At 70.1% G+C, this 14,945-nt stretch carries 13 protein-coding genes and 2 tRNA genes; 7 read left to right on the top strand and 8 right to left on the bottom strand.

Translation table 11 applies throughout. The annotated features are described in order from the left end of the window. Positions 1–49 precede the first annotated feature (49 nt). The gene (locus H7827_RS20730) at positions 50–1,138 is read right to left on the bottom strand and encodes an acyltransferase family protein (protein WP_432746897.1); all 1,089 of its coding nucleotides are present in this window, start codon (positions 1,136–1,138) and stop codon (positions 50–52) included. A gap of 296 nt (positions 1,139–1,434) precedes the next feature. On the opposite strand from H7827_RS20730, the gene H7827_RS20735 reads away from it, so the two are divergent. Next, positions 1,435–1,650, top strand: coding sequence for a hypothetical protein (locus tag H7827_RS20735; protein ID WP_030725579.1), 216 nt, complete (start codon positions 1,435–1,437; stop codon positions 1,648–1,650). Between the two features lie 47 nt (positions 1,651–1,697). On the opposite strand, the gene H7827_RS20740 is transcribed toward H7827_RS20735, so the two are convergent. After that, positions 1,698–1,768: transfer RNA gene (locus tag H7827_RS20740), tRNA-Gly, on the bottom strand. Positions 1,769–1,915: 147 nt separating this feature from the next. Here H7827_RS20740 and H7827_RS20745 point away from each other — a divergent pair. The 5 genes from H7827_RS20745 (at position 1,916) to clpX (ending at position 6,644) form a co-directional block, all read left to right on the top strand. After that, positions 1,916–1,992, top strand: a tRNA-Pro gene (locus tag H7827_RS20745). Between the two features lie 145 nt (positions 1,993–2,137). After that, positions 2,138–3,544: a trigger factor gene (gene tig, locus H7827_RS20750; RefSeq protein ID WP_386539321.1), complete on the top strand. Its 1,407-nt coding sequence runs from the start codon at positions 2,138–2,140 to the stop codon at positions 3,542–3,544. Between the two features lie 252 nt (positions 3,545–3,796). Continuing rightward, positions 3,797–4,399 (top strand): ATP-dependent Clp protease proteolytic subunit, encoded by a 603-nt coding sequence (locus tag H7827_RS20755; protein ID WP_030725585.1) that lies wholly within the window; start codon positions 3,797–3,799, stop codon positions 4,397–4,399. A 76-nt stretch (positions 4,400–4,475) separates the two neighbouring features. Further along, on the top strand, positions 4,476–5,135 hold the full coding sequence (locus H7827_RS20760; RefSeq protein ID WP_030725588.1) for an ATP-dependent Clp protease proteolytic subunit: 660 nt from the start codon (positions 4,476–4,478) through the stop codon (positions 5,133–5,135). Positions 5,136–5,339: 204 nt separating this feature from the next. Then, positions 5,340–6,644 carry an ATP-dependent Clp protease ATP-binding subunit ClpX gene (clpX, locus tag H7827_RS20765; RefSeq protein ID WP_386539318.1) on the top strand — a complete coding sequence of 435 codons (1,305 nt, stop codon included), beginning with the start codon at positions 5,340–5,342 and terminating at the stop codon, positions 6,642–6,644. A gap of 104 nt (positions 6,645–6,748) precedes the next feature. Here clpX and H7827_RS20770 read toward each other — a convergent pair whose 3' ends face one another. Together H7827_RS20770 and H7827_RS20775 are read right to left on the bottom strand one after the other, a co-directional pair. Beyond that, positions 6,749–7,816, bottom strand: a complete 1,068-nt coding sequence (locus H7827_RS20770; RefSeq protein ID WP_432746898.1) for a hypothetical protein — start codon at positions 7,814–7,816, stop codon at positions 6,749–6,751. Positions 7,817–7,914: 98 nt separating this feature from the next. Further along, positions 7,915–8,781, bottom strand: a complete 867-nt coding sequence (locus H7827_RS20775; protein ID WP_432746899.1) for a hypothetical protein — start codon at positions 8,779–8,781, stop codon at positions 7,915–7,917. 169 nt (positions 8,782–8,950) lie between these two features. Between H7827_RS20775 and H7827_RS20780 the strand changes: the two genes are divergently transcribed. Continuing rightward, positions 8,951–11,584, top strand: a complete 2,634-nt coding sequence (locus H7827_RS20780; RefSeq protein ID WP_432746900.1) for a valine--tRNA ligase — start codon at positions 8,951–8,953, stop codon at positions 11,582–11,584. On the opposite strand, the gene H7827_RS20785 is transcribed toward H7827_RS20780, so the two are convergent. The 4 genes from H7827_RS20785 to H7827_RS20800 all read right to left on the bottom strand — a co-directional run bounded on the left by H7827_RS20785 (position 11,544) and on the right by H7827_RS20800 (position 14,891). Continuing rightward, complete coding sequence (locus tag H7827_RS20785) at positions 11,544–12,008, bottom strand: S26 family signal peptidase (RefSeq protein ID WP_432746901.1); 465 nt, start codon at positions 12,006–12,008, stop codon at positions 11,544–11,546. The two genes, H7827_RS20780 and H7827_RS20785, sit on opposite strands and share 41 nt — an antisense overlap. 68 nt (positions 12,009–12,076) lie before the next feature. After that, entirely contained in the window at positions 12,077–13,864 is a 1,788-nt protein-coding gene (locus H7827_RS20790) for an ABC transporter ATP-binding protein (RefSeq protein ID WP_432746902.1), read from the bottom strand. Continuing rightward, entirely contained in the window at positions 13,861–14,364 is a 504-nt protein-coding gene (locus H7827_RS20795; RefSeq protein WP_432746903.1) for a hypothetical protein, read from the bottom strand. The genes H7827_RS20790 and H7827_RS20795 overlap by 4 nt, the downstream gene beginning before the upstream one ends. After that, positions 14,361–14,891: a MauE/DoxX family redox-associated membrane protein gene (locus H7827_RS20800; RefSeq protein ID WP_432746904.1), complete on the bottom strand. Its 531-nt coding sequence runs from the start codon at positions 14,889–14,891 to the stop codon at positions 14,361–14,363. Before H7827_RS20800 ends, H7827_RS20795 begins: the two co-directional genes overlap by 4 nt. Between the last annotated feature and the right edge of the window lie 54 nt (positions 14,892–14,945).

Here is a 14,945-nt window from a genome sequence, read left to right on the forward strand (position 1 = left end):
GACGGCCGCCCCGGCCGTCCCCCTCCGCCCTCGTCCTCCGCGCGGTCCGCTACGAGGCGGCCGGCACCCGTTCCGGCTTGGCCGCCGGCTCGTCCTTCTTGAACGCCCAGTCCATGGGCGGTTCGACCACCCAGCGGAACATCTTCTGCACCGGTGTGGTGCACAGCAGCGTGACCACGGCGGCGCCGATCAGGGTGATGGCCACGTACCCGGCCGGGGTCTGCACCCAGTCCAGGTCGTACCAGCCCCACCAGCGCGAGCCCTTGGCCAGGAAGCCGTGCAGCAGGTAGCCGTAGATGGAGCCGGCGCCCAGCGCCGTGAACCACAGGTGGCGCCGGGGCACGAACGCCAGGAAGCAGGCGGTCAGCACCAGGCCGCAGCCGAACAGCGCCAGCGACATGATCACGCCATAATCCCAGGTGAATCCGAGACCCTGGGCGCTGTGGCTGCGGTAGAACCAGTGGTAGTCCATCCGCGGCGCGACCCAGTACGTGAAGGCCAGCGTGACCGGCGCGATCACCGCCGCCGCGATCCTGGCCTCGCGCCGCACCAGCAGCGTGAAGTGCTCACGCCGCAGCAGCATCCCGAGCACGAAGAACGGCAGGAACTGCAACACCCGCATGATGTTGAAGTCGTTGCCCAGATCGGGGGAGACCGAGGCGATCGCCGCGATCGCCAGCGAGATCGGCAGCGGCCAGCGCAGCACCCGCCACAGCGGCGCGGACAGCCGCCAGCAGAAGAGCGCGATCAGGAACCAGGTGAGGTAGTACGGGTCGAGCAGGCTGAACGGCTCCAGCAGCGGCTTGTCCGTGTTGTTCACCCAGCGGTCGAACAGGGTGTACCCGACGACGAAGATCAGGTACGGCACCAGCACACCGGAGATCAACCGCCCTATCTGGGCGGGTTTGCCGGTGAAGCTGCGCGAGAAGTATCCGGCCAGCATGATGAAGGCCGGCATGTGAAAGGCGTACACGAACATGTACAGCGCGGTGGCGGCCCGGGAGTCGGGCATCAGCGGGGCCCAGACGTGCCCCATCGCCACCAGCACGATCGCCAGATACTTGGCGTTGTCGAAATAGGGATCGCGGGGCTTGCCCTTCGGTGGGCCGTCCGTGGCCTCCGGTGGGGGATCAGCCATCCGCGCCCGGGCAGCGGGCAAGGGGGCTCGTGGATTACGGACGCGCAACATTGACCGCACGATAGCGCCTCCGGGTCCGGGTTGTCCGGTAGGGGGGTGGGGTTCCGGCCCGGCCGCGACACGTACGGACACCCGGAGTGAACGGAGCGAACAAGTCAACGCCCCGAACGTGTAGCTCATCAACCCCCATGTGCCACCCGGTTGATGGCACGATAGGTGCCCAGCGGGGGTAGGACAGCCGTGGTCAGGCTCCCGCTGGAGCGCAGGCGTACCGTCCGAAGGTGATGTGATCAGTCGTGGTTATCTCGTTCTCCCTGACGCTGCTGCTGGGTGTCGTGCTGTTCTTTCTCGCCCGCAGCGGCAACCTCAAGTGGGGACCGGCCATCGTGGCCATCCTCTTCGGCTTCTCACTCGCCTCCACCGGAGCCGCCGACCCCATACGGGACTTCCTGGAGTCGATCTCCAACTCCGTCAGCTCCGTGGACGATTCCATCAATTCGAGCGGTCCCTGAGCAACGCGGCGGCCCGGCCCCCGAAGGAGCCGGGCCGGGCCTCACGGAGCGGGCGACGGGAATCGAACCCGCGTAGCTGGTTTGGAAGACCAGGGCTCTACCATTGAGCTACGCCCGCGCGCCGGGGATACGGGCCACCCGGTCGTTCCCGACCGCGGCGACGATCACCGTGCGGACAGCATCGTACCAGCGCCGCGCCGCCCAGAGGCGGGGGAGCCGGGAGGCGAGCGGACCTGTACGCTACGTGTCGCGTCATGAGCGACCACGGGGTGTGGCGCAGCTTGGTAGCGCGTCCGCTTTGGGAGCGGAAGGCCGTCGGTTCGAATCCGGCCACCCCGACCACGTACTATGAAGAGATCGTGCGCCTGTGGCGTGCCCGCAACCGGGTACCGGGTACCAGCGGCCAGACCGGCACCCATAGGCTCGGCCACGCAGCATCACCGCAGCACCGCATACCTCCCAGAAGTCAGCCCCAAGGAGACCGACCGTGAAGAGCGCCGTGGAGACCCTGAACCCCACCCGGGTTCGGCTCACTGTCGAGGTGCCCTTCGAGGAGCTCAAGCCCAGCCTCGACGCGGCGTACCGGAAGATCAACCAGCAGGTCACGGTGCCCGGATTCCGTAAGGGCAAGATCCCGGCCCGCATCATCGACCAGCGTTTCGGCCGTGGCGCCGTGCTGGAGGAGGCCGTCAACGACGCGCTGCCGAAGTTCTACAGCGAGGCCGTCTCCGAGGGCGATCTGAACCCGCTGGGTCAGCCCGAGGTGGACATCACCGAGCTGAAGGACAACGAGCTGCTCACGTTCACCGCCGAGGTGGACATCCGGCCCGAGATCACGATCCCCGACTACTCGGGCATCGAGGTCACCGTCGAGGCCGCCGAGGTCACCGACGAGGACGTGGCCGAGGCCGTCGAGCAGCTGCGTGAGCGCTTCGCCTCGACCTCCGTCGTCGAGCGCGCCGCCGCCGAGGGCGATGTCCTCAAGCTCGACCTGGAGGCCAAGGTCGACGGCGAGGTGTTGGAGGACGGCGTCGCCGAGGGCCTGGACTACACCGTGGGCTCGGGCCAGCTGCTCGACGGCATCGACGAGGCCGTCACCGGCCTGGAGGCCGGCGGCACCGCCACCTTCACCAGCACGCTCAAGGGCGGCTCGGCCGCCGGCCAGGAGTCCGAGGTCACCGTCAAGGTGATCAGCGTCTCGGCCCGTGAGCTGCCCGAGGCGGACGACGAGTTCGCGCAGCTCGCCAGCGAGTTCGACACCTTCGAGGAGCTCCAGGCGGACAGCCGCCGCCGGCTCGCCGACCAGAAGAAGTACCAGCAGGCCACCGAGGCGCAGGAGAAGGTCCTCGACGCGCTGCTGGAGCTGGTCGAGGTCCCGATGCCGGAGAAGCTGCTCAAGGACGAGGTCGAGACCCGCAAGCACAACCTGGAGCACCACCAGCTGGGCCAGCTCGGCATGGACCTCGAGGCCTACCTGAAGATCCAGGACAAGACGGTCGAGGAGTTCGAGGACGAGCTGAAGGAGCAGGCCGAGAAGGGCATCCGCACCCAGTTCGTCCTGGACCAGATCGCCAAGTCGGAGAACCTCACCGTCAGCCAGGAGGAGCTCACCGAGCACCTGGTGCGCCGGGCGCAGTCCTCCGGCATGTCCCCCGACCAGTTCGCGCAGGCGGTCGTCGAGGGCGGCCAGGTGCCGATGCTGGTCGGCGAGGTCAGCCGCGGCAAGGCGCTGGCGACCGTCGTGGAGTCGGTGAAGGTGACCGACACCAACGGTGAGCCGGTCCACCTCGACGACGAGGACGAGGAGGGCGCCGAGGCGTCCGCCGAGGCCGTCGAGGAGACCACCGAGGCGGGCAAGGGCGAGGACAAGGCCGAGAAGGCCGAGAACGCCTGATTCACCCTCCCGCGCGGGTCAGCGCGGAAGCGTCAAGGGCGGGGCCGGATATGACAATGTCCGGCCCCGTCGCGCACCCCGGCCGCCCCACCCCGCGGGCACCCTGCGCTCACAGCGAACAGTTCCCTGGCCGGGACGGGTCCGGCGGCGCCGCGCGTTAGGGTCCGTAAGAAGTACAACGCTTAAGCCATGCGACGGCCTGGCGACAGTGCCGCCGTCCCACAACGAGCAGGTGGATACGTGACGCTCCCGATGCCTTCCGCCGCCGCTGAACCCTCCAACGGCGGTCTCGGCGACCAGGTCTACAACCGGCTGCTCAACGAGCGCATCATCTTCCTCGGCCAGCCGGTCGATGACGACATCGCCAACAAGATCACCGCGCAGCTGCTGCTGCTCGCCGCGGATCCCGACAAGGACATCTTCCTTTACATCAACAGCCCCGGCGGCTCGATCACGGCGGGCATGGCGATCTACGACACCATGCAGTACGTGAAGAACGACGTGGTGACCATCGCCATGGGCATGGCCGCCTCGATGGGTCAGTTCCTGCTCACCGCCGGTGCGCCCGGCAAGCGCTTCGCGCTGCCGAACGCGGAGATCCTGATCCACCAGCCGTCCGCGGGCCTGGCCGGCTCCGCCTCGGACATCAAGATCCACGCCGAGCAGCTGCTGCGCACCAAGCGCAAGATGGCGAAGCTCTCGGCCCTGCACTCGGGCCAGTCCGAGGAGCAGTGGGACCGCGACGCGGACCGCGACCGCTGGTTCAACGCCGAGGAGGCCCGCGACTACGGCCTGCTGGACCGGGTCATCACCAGCGCGGCCGACATCGAAGGCGGCGGCGGCACGGGCGCCTGAGCCGGTCTCTTACGCCCTCCCTCGAACGTTCAGGCAGGCCGGCCCAGCGGGCCCTTCCCAAGGCGGTAGACACCACATGACTTCATCCCAGCGGTTCCCCGGCTCCGGCATCTACGACCGGCTCCCGGCCGAGTCCCGTTACATCGTCCCGCGCTTCGTGGAGCGCACCTCGCAGGGCGTGCGCGAGTACGACCCGTACGCGAAGCTCTTCGAGGAGCGGGTCATCTTCCTCGGCGTGCAGATCGACGACGCGTCGGCCAACGACGTCATGGCGCAGCTGCTGTGCCTGGAGTCGATGGACCCGGACCGCGACATCCAGATCTACATCAACAGCCCCGGTGGCTCCTTCACCGCGCTGACCGCCATCTACGACACGATGGACTTCGTCAAGCCGGAGATCCAGACCGTGTGCATGGGCCAGGCCGCCTCGGCCGCGGCCGTGCTGCTGGCGGCGGGCACCCCGGGCAAGCGGCTTGCGCTGCCCAACGCCCGGGTGCTGATCCACCAGCCGTACTCCGAGACCGGTCGCGGTCAGGTCTCCGACCTGGAGATCGCCGCCCGTGAGGTGCAGCGGATGCGTGACCAGCTGGAGGAGATGCTGGCCAAGCACTCCACCCGGCCGATCGAGCAGATCCGTGACGACATCGAGCGGGACAAGATCCTCACCGCCAAGGAGGCGGTGGACTACGGTCTCATCGACCAGATCGTCACCACCCGTTCCACCGTCTCGGTCTGAGCCGGCCGGGAACGGGCAGCAGTACCCAGCAACACAAGAGGCAGTACAAGGCTGTAACTGGCCGCCCCTTTTGGACGGGAAGGCCCCCGAGCCGGGGGATTCCCGCCAAGGGGGGCCATTCCGTCGGGGCGACAAGGTACCGTCGTCTAAGCAAGCACCAGGCACCGTCTCCCCGGCGGTGCGCAGGCGAAGGGGAAGCACCTCGTGGCACGCATCGGTGATGGCGGCGATCTGCTCAAGTGCTCGTTCTGCGGCAAGAGCCAGAAACAGGTGAAGAAGCTCATCGCGGGTCCGGGGGTCTACATCTGCGATGAATGCATCGACCTGTGCAACGAGATCATCGAGGAAGAGCTGGCGGAATCGCCCGGTTCGGAGCTGAGCGAGCTTCCGAAGCCGCGCGAGATCTACGACTTCCTGGAAAGCTATGTGGTCGGCCAGGACGACGCCAAGCGCGCCCTGTCGGTGGCCGTCTACAACCATTACAAGCGGGTGCGGGCCACCGAGACCGAGGCGGGCGCGGCGCGCGACGAGGAGATCGAGCTCGGCAAGTCCAACATCCTGCTGCTGGGCCCGACCGGCTCCGGCAAGACACTGCTGGCGCAGACGCTGGCCCGGATGCTGAATGTGCCGTTCGCCATCACCGACGCCACGGCGCTCACCGAGGCGGGTTATGTCGGAGAGGATGTCGAGAACATCCTGCTGAAGCTGATCCAGGCCGCCGACTACGACATCAAGAAGGCCGAACAGGGCATCATCTACATCGACGAGATCGACAAGGTCGCCCGCAAGAGCGAGAACCCGTCGATCACCCGCGATGTGTCCGGTGAGGGCGTGCAGCAGGCGCTGCTGAAAATCCTGGAGGGGACGACCGCGGCGGTGCCGCCGCAGGGCGGGCGCAAGCACCCGCACCAGGAGTTCCTCCAGATCGACACCTCGAATGTGCTCTTCATCGTGGGCGGCGCGTTCGCGGGTCTCGACGAGATCATCCGGGCCCGTTCGGGCGGCCGCGGCATCGGCTTCGGCGCCGACATCCGTTCCAAGCGGGAACGGGACACGGCGGAGCTGCTCTCGGACGCGCTGCCCGAGGATCTGGTGAAGTACGGGATGATCCCCGAATTCATCGGCCGGCTGCCGATCATCACCTCGGTGCACAACCTCGACCGCGAGGCGCTGCTGCGGATCCTGGTGGAGCCGCGCAACGCGCTGGTCAAGCAGTACCAGCGGCTGTTCGAACTGGACGGCGTCGAGCTGGAGTTCGACCTCCCCGCGCTGGAGGCGATCGCCGACCAGGCGATCCTGCGCGGCACCGGCGCGCGCGGACTGCGCGCCATCATGGAGGAGGTCCTGATGTCGGTGATGTACGAGGTCCCGTCCCGCCAGGACGTGGGCCGCGTGGTGATCACCGAGGACGTGGTCCGCTCCAACGTGAACCCGACGCTGGTGCCGCGCTCGCGCCTGGCGAAGCAGCGGGGCGGCAGCGGCGTTCCGCCGCAGGAGAAGACGGCCTGAGCGCCCGTACCCGGCACGGCCGGATACGACAGCGGCACGCACGACGGCGGGGCCCGGACACCGAGTGATGTGGTGTCCGGGCCCCGCCGTCGACGCGTGAACCGTCAGCTCTCGCTGGGGGCGACGAGCGAGTCGGAACGCAGCTGGGCGGCCGCGTTGGCCGCCTCGTCGATGGGCATCTCCATCGGCGTCTCCACACCCTGCTGCTTCTGGAACGCCGCGAAGCCCATGGTGCTGTTGTCCGCCCAGACACACACCGGGACCTGCACGGTCTGGTTCATGATGGCGTCCGTGACCGCCGCGTACTGGCACTTCATCGTCGCGCCGTTCAGCCCGCTGGGCGTGACCGTCTCCGGGCTGCCCACGAGCTCGCCGTCCTCGCTGTTGGTCGCCTCCTCGGCGGCGTAGGCGAGCAGCGCGTCGACGGTGACCTCGGGGTTCTCGATCTCGCCCCACAGGCCGACGCCGAACATGGTGGTCAGGACGGTGTCCTGGAGCTCGGAGGGGTCGGTCATCGCGTCCACCTCGGCGGGGTCGATCCCTGCGAGGTAGTTGGCGCTGGCGCCCTGGGCATCGGGGCCGAGCCCGAACTGGGCCAGCTCCTCCTCCGACATGCCGGAGCTTTCCTGAGAATCGGTCTGGACGAACTCACCGGTCAGCTCGGGGAAGCTCAGCGAGTAGCCGACGAGCGTCTCGCTCTTCTCGTCGTCACCGCCGAGCAGCACCACACCGCCGACCGCCAGCGCGGCGACCACGGCCAGGGCGCCCACGATGATCCCGGCCTTCTTGCCGTTGCCGCCGCCGGAGGGCGGGGGCGGCATCTGGCCGTAGGGCGGCTGGCCCGGGTACTGGCCGGGCGGGCCCTGCGGGGGCTGCTGGCCGTACGGGCCCGGCGCCTGGGGCTGGCCGTAGGGGGCGCCCTGCGGCTGACCCGGCTGACCCGGCTGACCGGGGTACGCGCCGGGCGGCGGGGGCGGGCCCGGCTGTCCCGGCTGCTGCTGCGGGTAGCCGTAGCCCGGCCCGCTGGGAGCTCCCGGAGCGCCGCCCTGTGCGTACGGGTTGGGCGCGGCACCGGGCGGACCCGGCGGCGGCGGTGCCCCGTACGGGCCGGGCTGGCCGGGCTGGCCCTGCGGGGGCTGCTGCCCGTACGGGCCCGGCTGGTACTGACTCATGGGTTTTTCCCCTTATCACTGCGACAAGCGTTACCGCTCATCCTGTCCGACGAAATACCCCCGTGTACATCCGCCCCCGTGCGCTCTTCCGGCGGCGATCAGTCCTCGCCCGGCGCGCCGTCCCCGGCCGGAACCTCGACCAGCGCGAAAGCGCGCAGCTCGGAGGCGAGTTCCGCGGTCCGTTCCAGATTCAGCGGGACGGTGCCCTCGGCGGTGCCGGGAATGCCGTACACCACACCGATCGTGCTGTAGTCGCTCCAGATGCAGACGAAGGAGACCTCGGGCTCGCCGGGTTGCGGCTGGGCCGGCTTCATCTCCTGGCAGGAGAGCGCCGCGTTGTGCAGGCCGCCGGGGCTCATGGAGGAGGGGGAGCCGACGAGTTCCACCCGGTCGTCCTCGTCCGCGTCCTCGTTCAGGTCCTCGGCGATCATCGCGAACATCTCGTCGGGGGCGTGCGCCGGATCCGTCACCGTGCCCCAGGAACCCTGGAAGAAGAGGACGTTGGAGTCCTCGGACGACTCGTCCTGGGCGTAGCTGGCCATGGCCGCGCCCTCCTCCGTGAAACCCACCCGGCGCGCTTCCTCCGAGGTGAAGAAGTCCTCTGTCTCGTCGCCGTACGTCAGCGTGTAGCCGCCGACCTCCTCGGGGGTGGCCAGCGTGTACTTCGTGCCGTCGTCCTTGAGCGAGGGGCCGTTGTCGCCGTTCAGGACCAGCACCAGCCCGACGCCGAGCGCGGCGGCGAGGGTGAGCACACCCGCGGTGATGCCGATCAGCTTGCCGTTGCCGTTGCCGCCGCCGGAAGCGGGGCCGGCGGGCTGCGGCGGGACCTGCCCGTACGGCGCGCCCCCGTACTGCGGGCCTCCGTACGGCGCACCCCCGTACGGTGCGGAGGGCGGCTGCGGCGTGCCGTACCCGTGCTGGGGCGGCTGCTGCGATCCGTACGGTCCGGGCGGTGGCTGCGTCATGGTGATCCCCGTGTGGCCGGCATCTCATCTGACCGGATGCCTCATGTACCCGGCATTGTGCCGCAGATGGGGAGGCGGCCCGCGCCCATGCCGTCCGCCACCGGCGCACCGGCCCACCGCCCCGCAACCGATTCGAGGAGCGGCCCACCCCGCCCGTAGACTGGGCTCCGTGACCGAGAACACTCAGCCGCCCGCCACCCCCGGGCCCCACAGCGCCGCCACCGAACTCCCGACGCAGTACGCGCCGGCCGAGGTAGAGGGGCCGTTGTACGAGCGCTGGGTAGAGCGCGGTTACTTCGAGGCGGATGCGGAGAGCGACAAGGAACCCTTCGCGATTGTCATCCCGCCGCCGAACGTCACCGGCAGTCTTCACCTGGGCCACGCTCTGGAACACACCCTCATCGACGGCATTACCCGCCGCAAGCGGATGCAGGGCTACGAGACGCTGTGGCAGCCCGGCATGGACCACGCCGGCATTGCCACCCAGAACGTGGTCGAGCGCGAACTGGCCAAGGAAGGCAAGTCCCGCCACGACCTGGGCCGTGAGGCATTCACCGACCGGGTGTGGAAGTGGAAGGCCGAGTCCGGCGGCAAGATCAGCGGCCAGATGCGGCGGCTCGGCGATGGTGTCGACTGGCGGCGTGAGCGTTTCACCATGGACGAGGGCCTGTCCCAGGCTGTCCAGACGATCTTCAAGCGGTTGTACGACGACGGCCTGATCTATCGTGCCGAGCGCATCATCAACTGGTGCCCGCGCTGTCTGACCGCGCTGTCCGACATCGAGGTGGAGTACCAGGAGGACGACGGCGAGCTCGTCTCCATCCGCTACGGCGACGGTGACGACTCCCTCGTGGTGGCCACCACCCGCGCCGAGACCATGCTGGGCGACACTGCCGTGGCCGTTCACCCGGACGACGAGCGCTACGCCCACCTCATCGGCAGGCGGATCTCCCTGCCGCTGACGGACCGCACCATCCCGGTGGTCGCCGACTCCCACGTCGATCCCGAGTTCGGGACCGGCGCGGTGAAGGTCACGCCGGCCCACGACCCCAACGACTTCGAGATCGGCCGTCGCCACGACCTGCCGCAGCTCACGATCATGGACGAGCACGCCGTGATCACCGTGCACGGCCCCTTCCTGGGCCTCGACCGGCTGGAGGCACGCTCCGCGGTGGTCGCCGCCCTGCGTGCCGAGGGCCGTATCGTCGCCGAGAAGCGCCCGTACCAGCACTCGGTCGGCCACTGCTCGCGCTGCAAGACCACCATCGAGCCCCGGCTGTCCATGCAGTGGTGGGTCAAGGTCGAGCCGCTGGCCAAGGCCGCAGGTGACGCGGTGCGCGACGGCCGGGTCACCATCCACCCGCCGGAGATGGTCAAGCGCTACTTCGACTGGGTCGACAACATGCACGACTGGTGCATCTCGCGCCAGCTGTGGTGGGGCCACCGCATCCCCGTGTGGTACGGCCCGGACGGCGAGACCGTGTGTGTCGGGCCCGACGAGCAGCCGCCGAGCGGCGAGGGCTGGACGCAGGACACGGATGTCCTCGACACCTGGTTCTCTTCCGGCCTGTGGCCTTTCTCCACACTGGGCTGGCCGGAACAGACCCCGAGCGTGGCCAAGTTCTATCCCAACTCGGTGATGGTCACCGGCTACGACATCCTTTTCTTCTGGGTCGCCCGGATGATGATGTTCGGCCTGTACGCGATGGACGGCACGCCGCCGTTCCAGTCCATCGCCCTGCACGGCATGGTCCGTGACGAGTTCGGCAAGAAGATGTCGAAGTCCTTCGGCAACGCCGTCGACCCGCTCGACTGGATGGACGCCTACGGCTCCGACGCGGTCCGCTTCACCCTCGCCCGTGGCGCGAATCCGGGCGTGGACATCCCGATCGGCGAATCCTGGGTCCAGGCGTCCCGCAATTTCGCCAACAAGATCTGGAACGCCACGCGCTTCGCACTGCTCAACGGCGCGACGGTGGAAGGCCCGCTGCCCGACGCCGAGGAACTGTCGGCTGCCGACCGGTGGATCCTCTCCCGGTTGAACTCGGTGATCGCCGAGGTCGACGCCTACTACGAGGACTACCAGTTCGCCAAACTCAGTGACGCTCTCTTTCACTTCGCGTGGGACGAGGTCTTCGACTGGTACGTCGAACTGTCCAAGACCGTCTTCGCCGGCGGCGGGCGGCGCGCCGAGGTCTCTCGCCGGGTGCTCGGCGAAGTCCTCGACGCGATGTTGAAGCTGCTCCACCCGGTGATCCCGTTTGTCACCGAGAAGTTGTGGACCACCCTGACCGGCGGAGAGTCGGTCGTCATCGCCTCCTGGCCGCAGGACTCCGGTTACCGGGACGCGGCGGCCGAGCAGGAGATCGCGGATGTCCAGCAACTGGTCACCGAGGTCCGCCGGTTCCGCGCGGACCAGGGTCTCCAGCCGGGGCAGCGGGTGCCGGCCACCCTTGACCTCTCCGGCACGGGCCTGACCGCGCACGAGGAGGCCGTGCGGGCGCTGCTGCGCCTCAACCCGGCCGGCGACGGCTTCGCGGCCACCGCCTCGCTGCCGGTGGCGGGTGCCGTCGTGTCCCTGGACCTGTCCGGTGCCATCGACTTCGAGGCCGAGCGCAAGCGGCTCACGAAGGACCTGGGCGTGGCCGAGAAGGAGCTGAAGCAGGCCACGGCCAAGCTGGGCAACGAGGGCTTCCTGGCCAAGGCTCCGGCCGAGGTGGTCGAGAAGATCAAGACCCGCAAGGCGGCGGCCGAGGCCGACATCATCCGCCTGACCTCGCAGCTGGCGAACCTCCCCGGCTGACCCCGGCCCGCCACACCACCCGCCCCAGCACCTGCCCCAGGGGGACGGGGCCCACGGCCCGCGAGTCGGCACTGGCCGCCGGGTTGTCGCCCAGCAGTACGGCGGCACCCGGCGGTACCGTCCCGTTGTATCCGGCGGCCACCATGCCCGGCGGCATCGGATCACCGGCCAGCGCGGCCAGCCGCTTCACCCACAGCCGGGGGACGGTCTCCCTGGGCGGGGTAAGGAACACGGCGCCACCGGGCAACTGCACGGGGCACACCACGAGATCACCCACCCGCAGCCGCTTCGCCGACACCCGCCGCACCAGCAGCCGGTCACCGGCGTACAGGGTGGGCTCCATGCTGTGCCCCTCGACGGTGCTGTACAGGAACGCCCGGCGTGCCCACGCGACCAGTGCGCCGCCGGCGATCACCGCGGGCACAGCAGCCTTCCCCGGATTTCGTCCGGGGGTGCCCCCAGCCCGCCGTCCCCGCCTGCCCCGGCGCCCGGTCACACGCCGTCCAGCTGGAAACCGGCGGCCTGGCTGCGGAAGGCCGCCGCGTAGTGGCCGCCGACCGCCATCAAGTGCTCGTGGGTGCCGAGTTCGACGATCCGGCCGTCCGCCAGCACCGCGATCCGGTCGGCGTCGCGGATCTCGCTCAGCCGGTGCGAGACGAGCACCCGGGTACGCCCCGCGCCGTGGTGGTGGATCAGCCGGCCGACCTCCGCCTGGGCGAGCGGGTCGAGGCCGGACGTCGGCTCGTCCAGGACGAACAGGTCCCGGTCCTCGCGCATCATGGATCGGGCCAGGGCCAGGCGCTGGAACTGCCCGCCCGACAGCACCACGCCGTCGTCCTTGCCGCTCTCCCCGAAGTAGCCGCGGCTGAGCATCGTCCGGTAGCCGGCCGGCAGCGCCGCCAGCACGTTGTGGATGCCCGCCCGGCGTGCCGCCTCCGCCACGCGCCGCTGGTCGTGGGCGCGCTCCGGGTCGCCGAGCCCGATGTTCTCGGCCGCCGTCATCTCGTAGTTCATGTGGTCCTGGTAGACGACGCTCAGCCGCTCGCGCAGCGCCTCCGGCCGGATGTCGCGCAGATCGGTGCCGTCCCAGCGCACACTGCCGCGCTCGGGGTCGTAGAACCGGCACAGCAGCTTGATCAGTGTGCTCTTTCCGGCGCCGTTCACCCCGACCAGCCCCAGAGACTCGCCGGCCGCGATCCGCAGGTTCACGCCGCGCAGAATCCACGGATGGTCCGGTCCGTACCGGAACCACACGTCGCGCAGTTCCACCGCCCCGCGCAACGGGCCGATCGGCCGGGCCGGTTCGCGCGTCGTGAGGACGGGCGGCGCCGTCACCAGCTCCGTGTAGGCGCGGAAGACCAGCAGGTGCTGGTGCCCGTTCGCGACGGCGCCGACCAGGGTGCCCAGAGTGCTCTGCACGGCGGCGATCGCCGTGACGACCAGCGTCAGTTCGCCGACGCTCAGCGCTCCGTCCCGGACCCTGCCCACAGCCCACAGCAGGCCACCCGCCGCCACGCCCGCCGTGATCACCGTCGGCACCCCGTTCAGCAGCAACGCGCGCACATCGAGCCGCAGCCGCTCCCGGTCGGCGGCGTGCCGCTGCGCCATCATCCGGCGGCGCAGCAGATCGCCGATGCCGAACAGCCGAACCTCCTTGGCGCCCGGTGCGTCCGCCAGCAGCATCATGTAGAAGACCTCGCGCCGCTGGTGCGCGGTCAGTCCATGTACGGCGCCCGCCCTGGCCCGCGCCACCCGGATCTCGGCGATCAGCTTGGGTACGGTGCCCACCGCCACCAGCGCGGCCAGCAGCGGATGGATGCCGGTCAGTACGGCGCCGAAGCCGAGCAGCGTGAGTGCCGAGCGCACCAGCGCCATCGCGCAGTCCAGCAGATCGGTCGGGGTGTGCTGACCGCAATCCTGGGCCTGGCGCAGCTGGGTGAGCCGGTCGGGGTTCTCGTACCAGGCGAGACCGGGCTGGGTGGTGACGGCGCGGAAGAGGCGGTTCTGCGCCTGCCGGGCGACGGCGCGCGCGAGTTCGCCCTGGGCGAGCCGCTGGAGGTACGGCAGCAGGGCGGCCAGGATCCCGCAGGCGGCGAGCGCGGACGCGTACCCGGTCAGGGCTCCCTCGCCGCGCGTCAGCCCGTCCACGAGGCGCGCGGTGAGCCAGGCGGCGGCCACCGGGATCAGCGCCTCGACCACCGTGAGGACGAGGGTCGCGGCGAGCACCGCGGGGCGGGCGCGCAGTGCCAGCGAGAACGCGGCACGGGCGGACTCCCTCATCCCGCGAGCCGCCGTTCGAGGTCGGACGGGCCCACGGCGGACCAGCGCAGCGCGCCGTCCTCGGTGAGGGCGTGCACCTGGGGGAAGCCGGTGACCCCGAAGGCGGTCACCCAGGGGGAGTCCGGCGGGACCCGCAGCACCTCGGCGACGGGGGCCAGCGCGTCCAGATAGATCCGACTGCCGGAGTCCGGGACCGCCTCGACGACGACGGCGGTGACCTCGCCCGTACCGCCCGGATGCGCCTCGGCGGCCTTGGTGAAGGCCGGCAGCAGGTCCGCGCAGGCGCCGCACCCGGGAGAGAAGAAGCCGACCAGCGTCGGGGCCCCGGCGGGCAGCGCGACGGGAACGCCGACCCGCAGGCCGGTGACCGTGTGGTCGGTAGGGATGGGGCCGGGCCCGTGGGCCGGTTCGGCGCGCAGCCGGCGGATGATGCCGTAGCACAGCAGCAGATTGAGCGCGGTGACAGCCAGCGCGAGGACGGACAGCACCAGGGCGATCACGTGCGCCTCCTGATCGTGGACGGGAAGAACAGCTCCGTGATGTCGTCCAGCCCGATGAGCACCAGCGCGGCCACCGAGCCGACCGCGACCGCCACGGCCAGCACCTCGGCGTGCGCGGGCCCGGCGGCAGGCAGCAGCGCCAGGCCGCACCCGGCGGCGAGCAGCAGCAGCCCGTTGCGCACCAGATGGACACCGCGCAGCGGCCGGACGCTGGGCCCGAAGCAGGCGCAGCTGACCGCCTGCCGCCCGATGACGACCCGGGCCACTCCGGCGGTGAGAGCCGCCAGCAGCAGCGCGGCGAGCAGCAGGCCGTACCGGGCGGTGGGTGTCGGCAGGACCAGCAGCCCCGCGGCGGCCTCGGCGGTGATGGTGGCGCCGGCGGTGAACGGGACAAGACGGGCGGGCAGGCCGAGTTCCCGCAGGGTGCGGCGCAGGGCGCGGACTCCGGACGGCCGCAGCTTGCCGGTCGCGGACACCAGGAAGACCACGGCCAGCAACACCTGGCAGCTCAGCAGGACATACGTCATCGGCCCGCCTCCACACCTCGGCCTCCGGCCGCTCCGGTCGGCCGGGCCCGTACG

The organism is Streptomyces sp. JH002 (assembly GCF_050916115.1).
In the GTDB taxonomy this organism is placed as follows: Bacteria; Actinomycetota; Actinomycetes; order Streptomycetales; family Streptomycetaceae; genus Streptomyces; species Streptomyces xiamenensis.

Coding starts and splice junctions, on each gene's coding strand:
- H7827_RS20730 (WP_432746897.1), bottom strand. CDS start 1,138: ATGGCTGATCCCCCACCGGAGGCCACGGACGGCCCACCGAAGGGCAAG.
- H7827_RS20755 (WP_030725585.1), top strand. CDS start 3,797: ATGCCTTCCGCCGCCGCTGAACCCTCCAACGGCGGTCTCGGCGACCAG.
- H7827_RS20760 (WP_030725588.1), top strand. CDS start 4,476: ATGACTTCATCCCAGCGGTTCCCCGGCTCCGGCATCTACGACCGGCTC.
- H7827_RS20770 (WP_432746898.1), bottom strand. CDS start 7,816: ATGAGTCAGTACCAGCCGGGCCCGTACGGGCAGCAGCCCCCGCAGGGC.
- H7827_RS20775 (WP_432746899.1), bottom strand. CDS start 8,781: ATGACGCAGCCACCGCCCGGACCGTACGGATCGCAGCAGCCGCCCCAG.
- H7827_RS20790 (WP_432746902.1), bottom strand. CDS start 13,864: ATGAGGGAGTCCGCCCGTGCCGCGTTCTCGCTGGCACTGCGCGCCCGC.
- H7827_RS20800 (WP_432746904.1), bottom strand. CDS start 14,891: ATGACGTATGTCCTGCTGAGCTGCCAGGTGTTGCTGGCCGTGGTCTTC.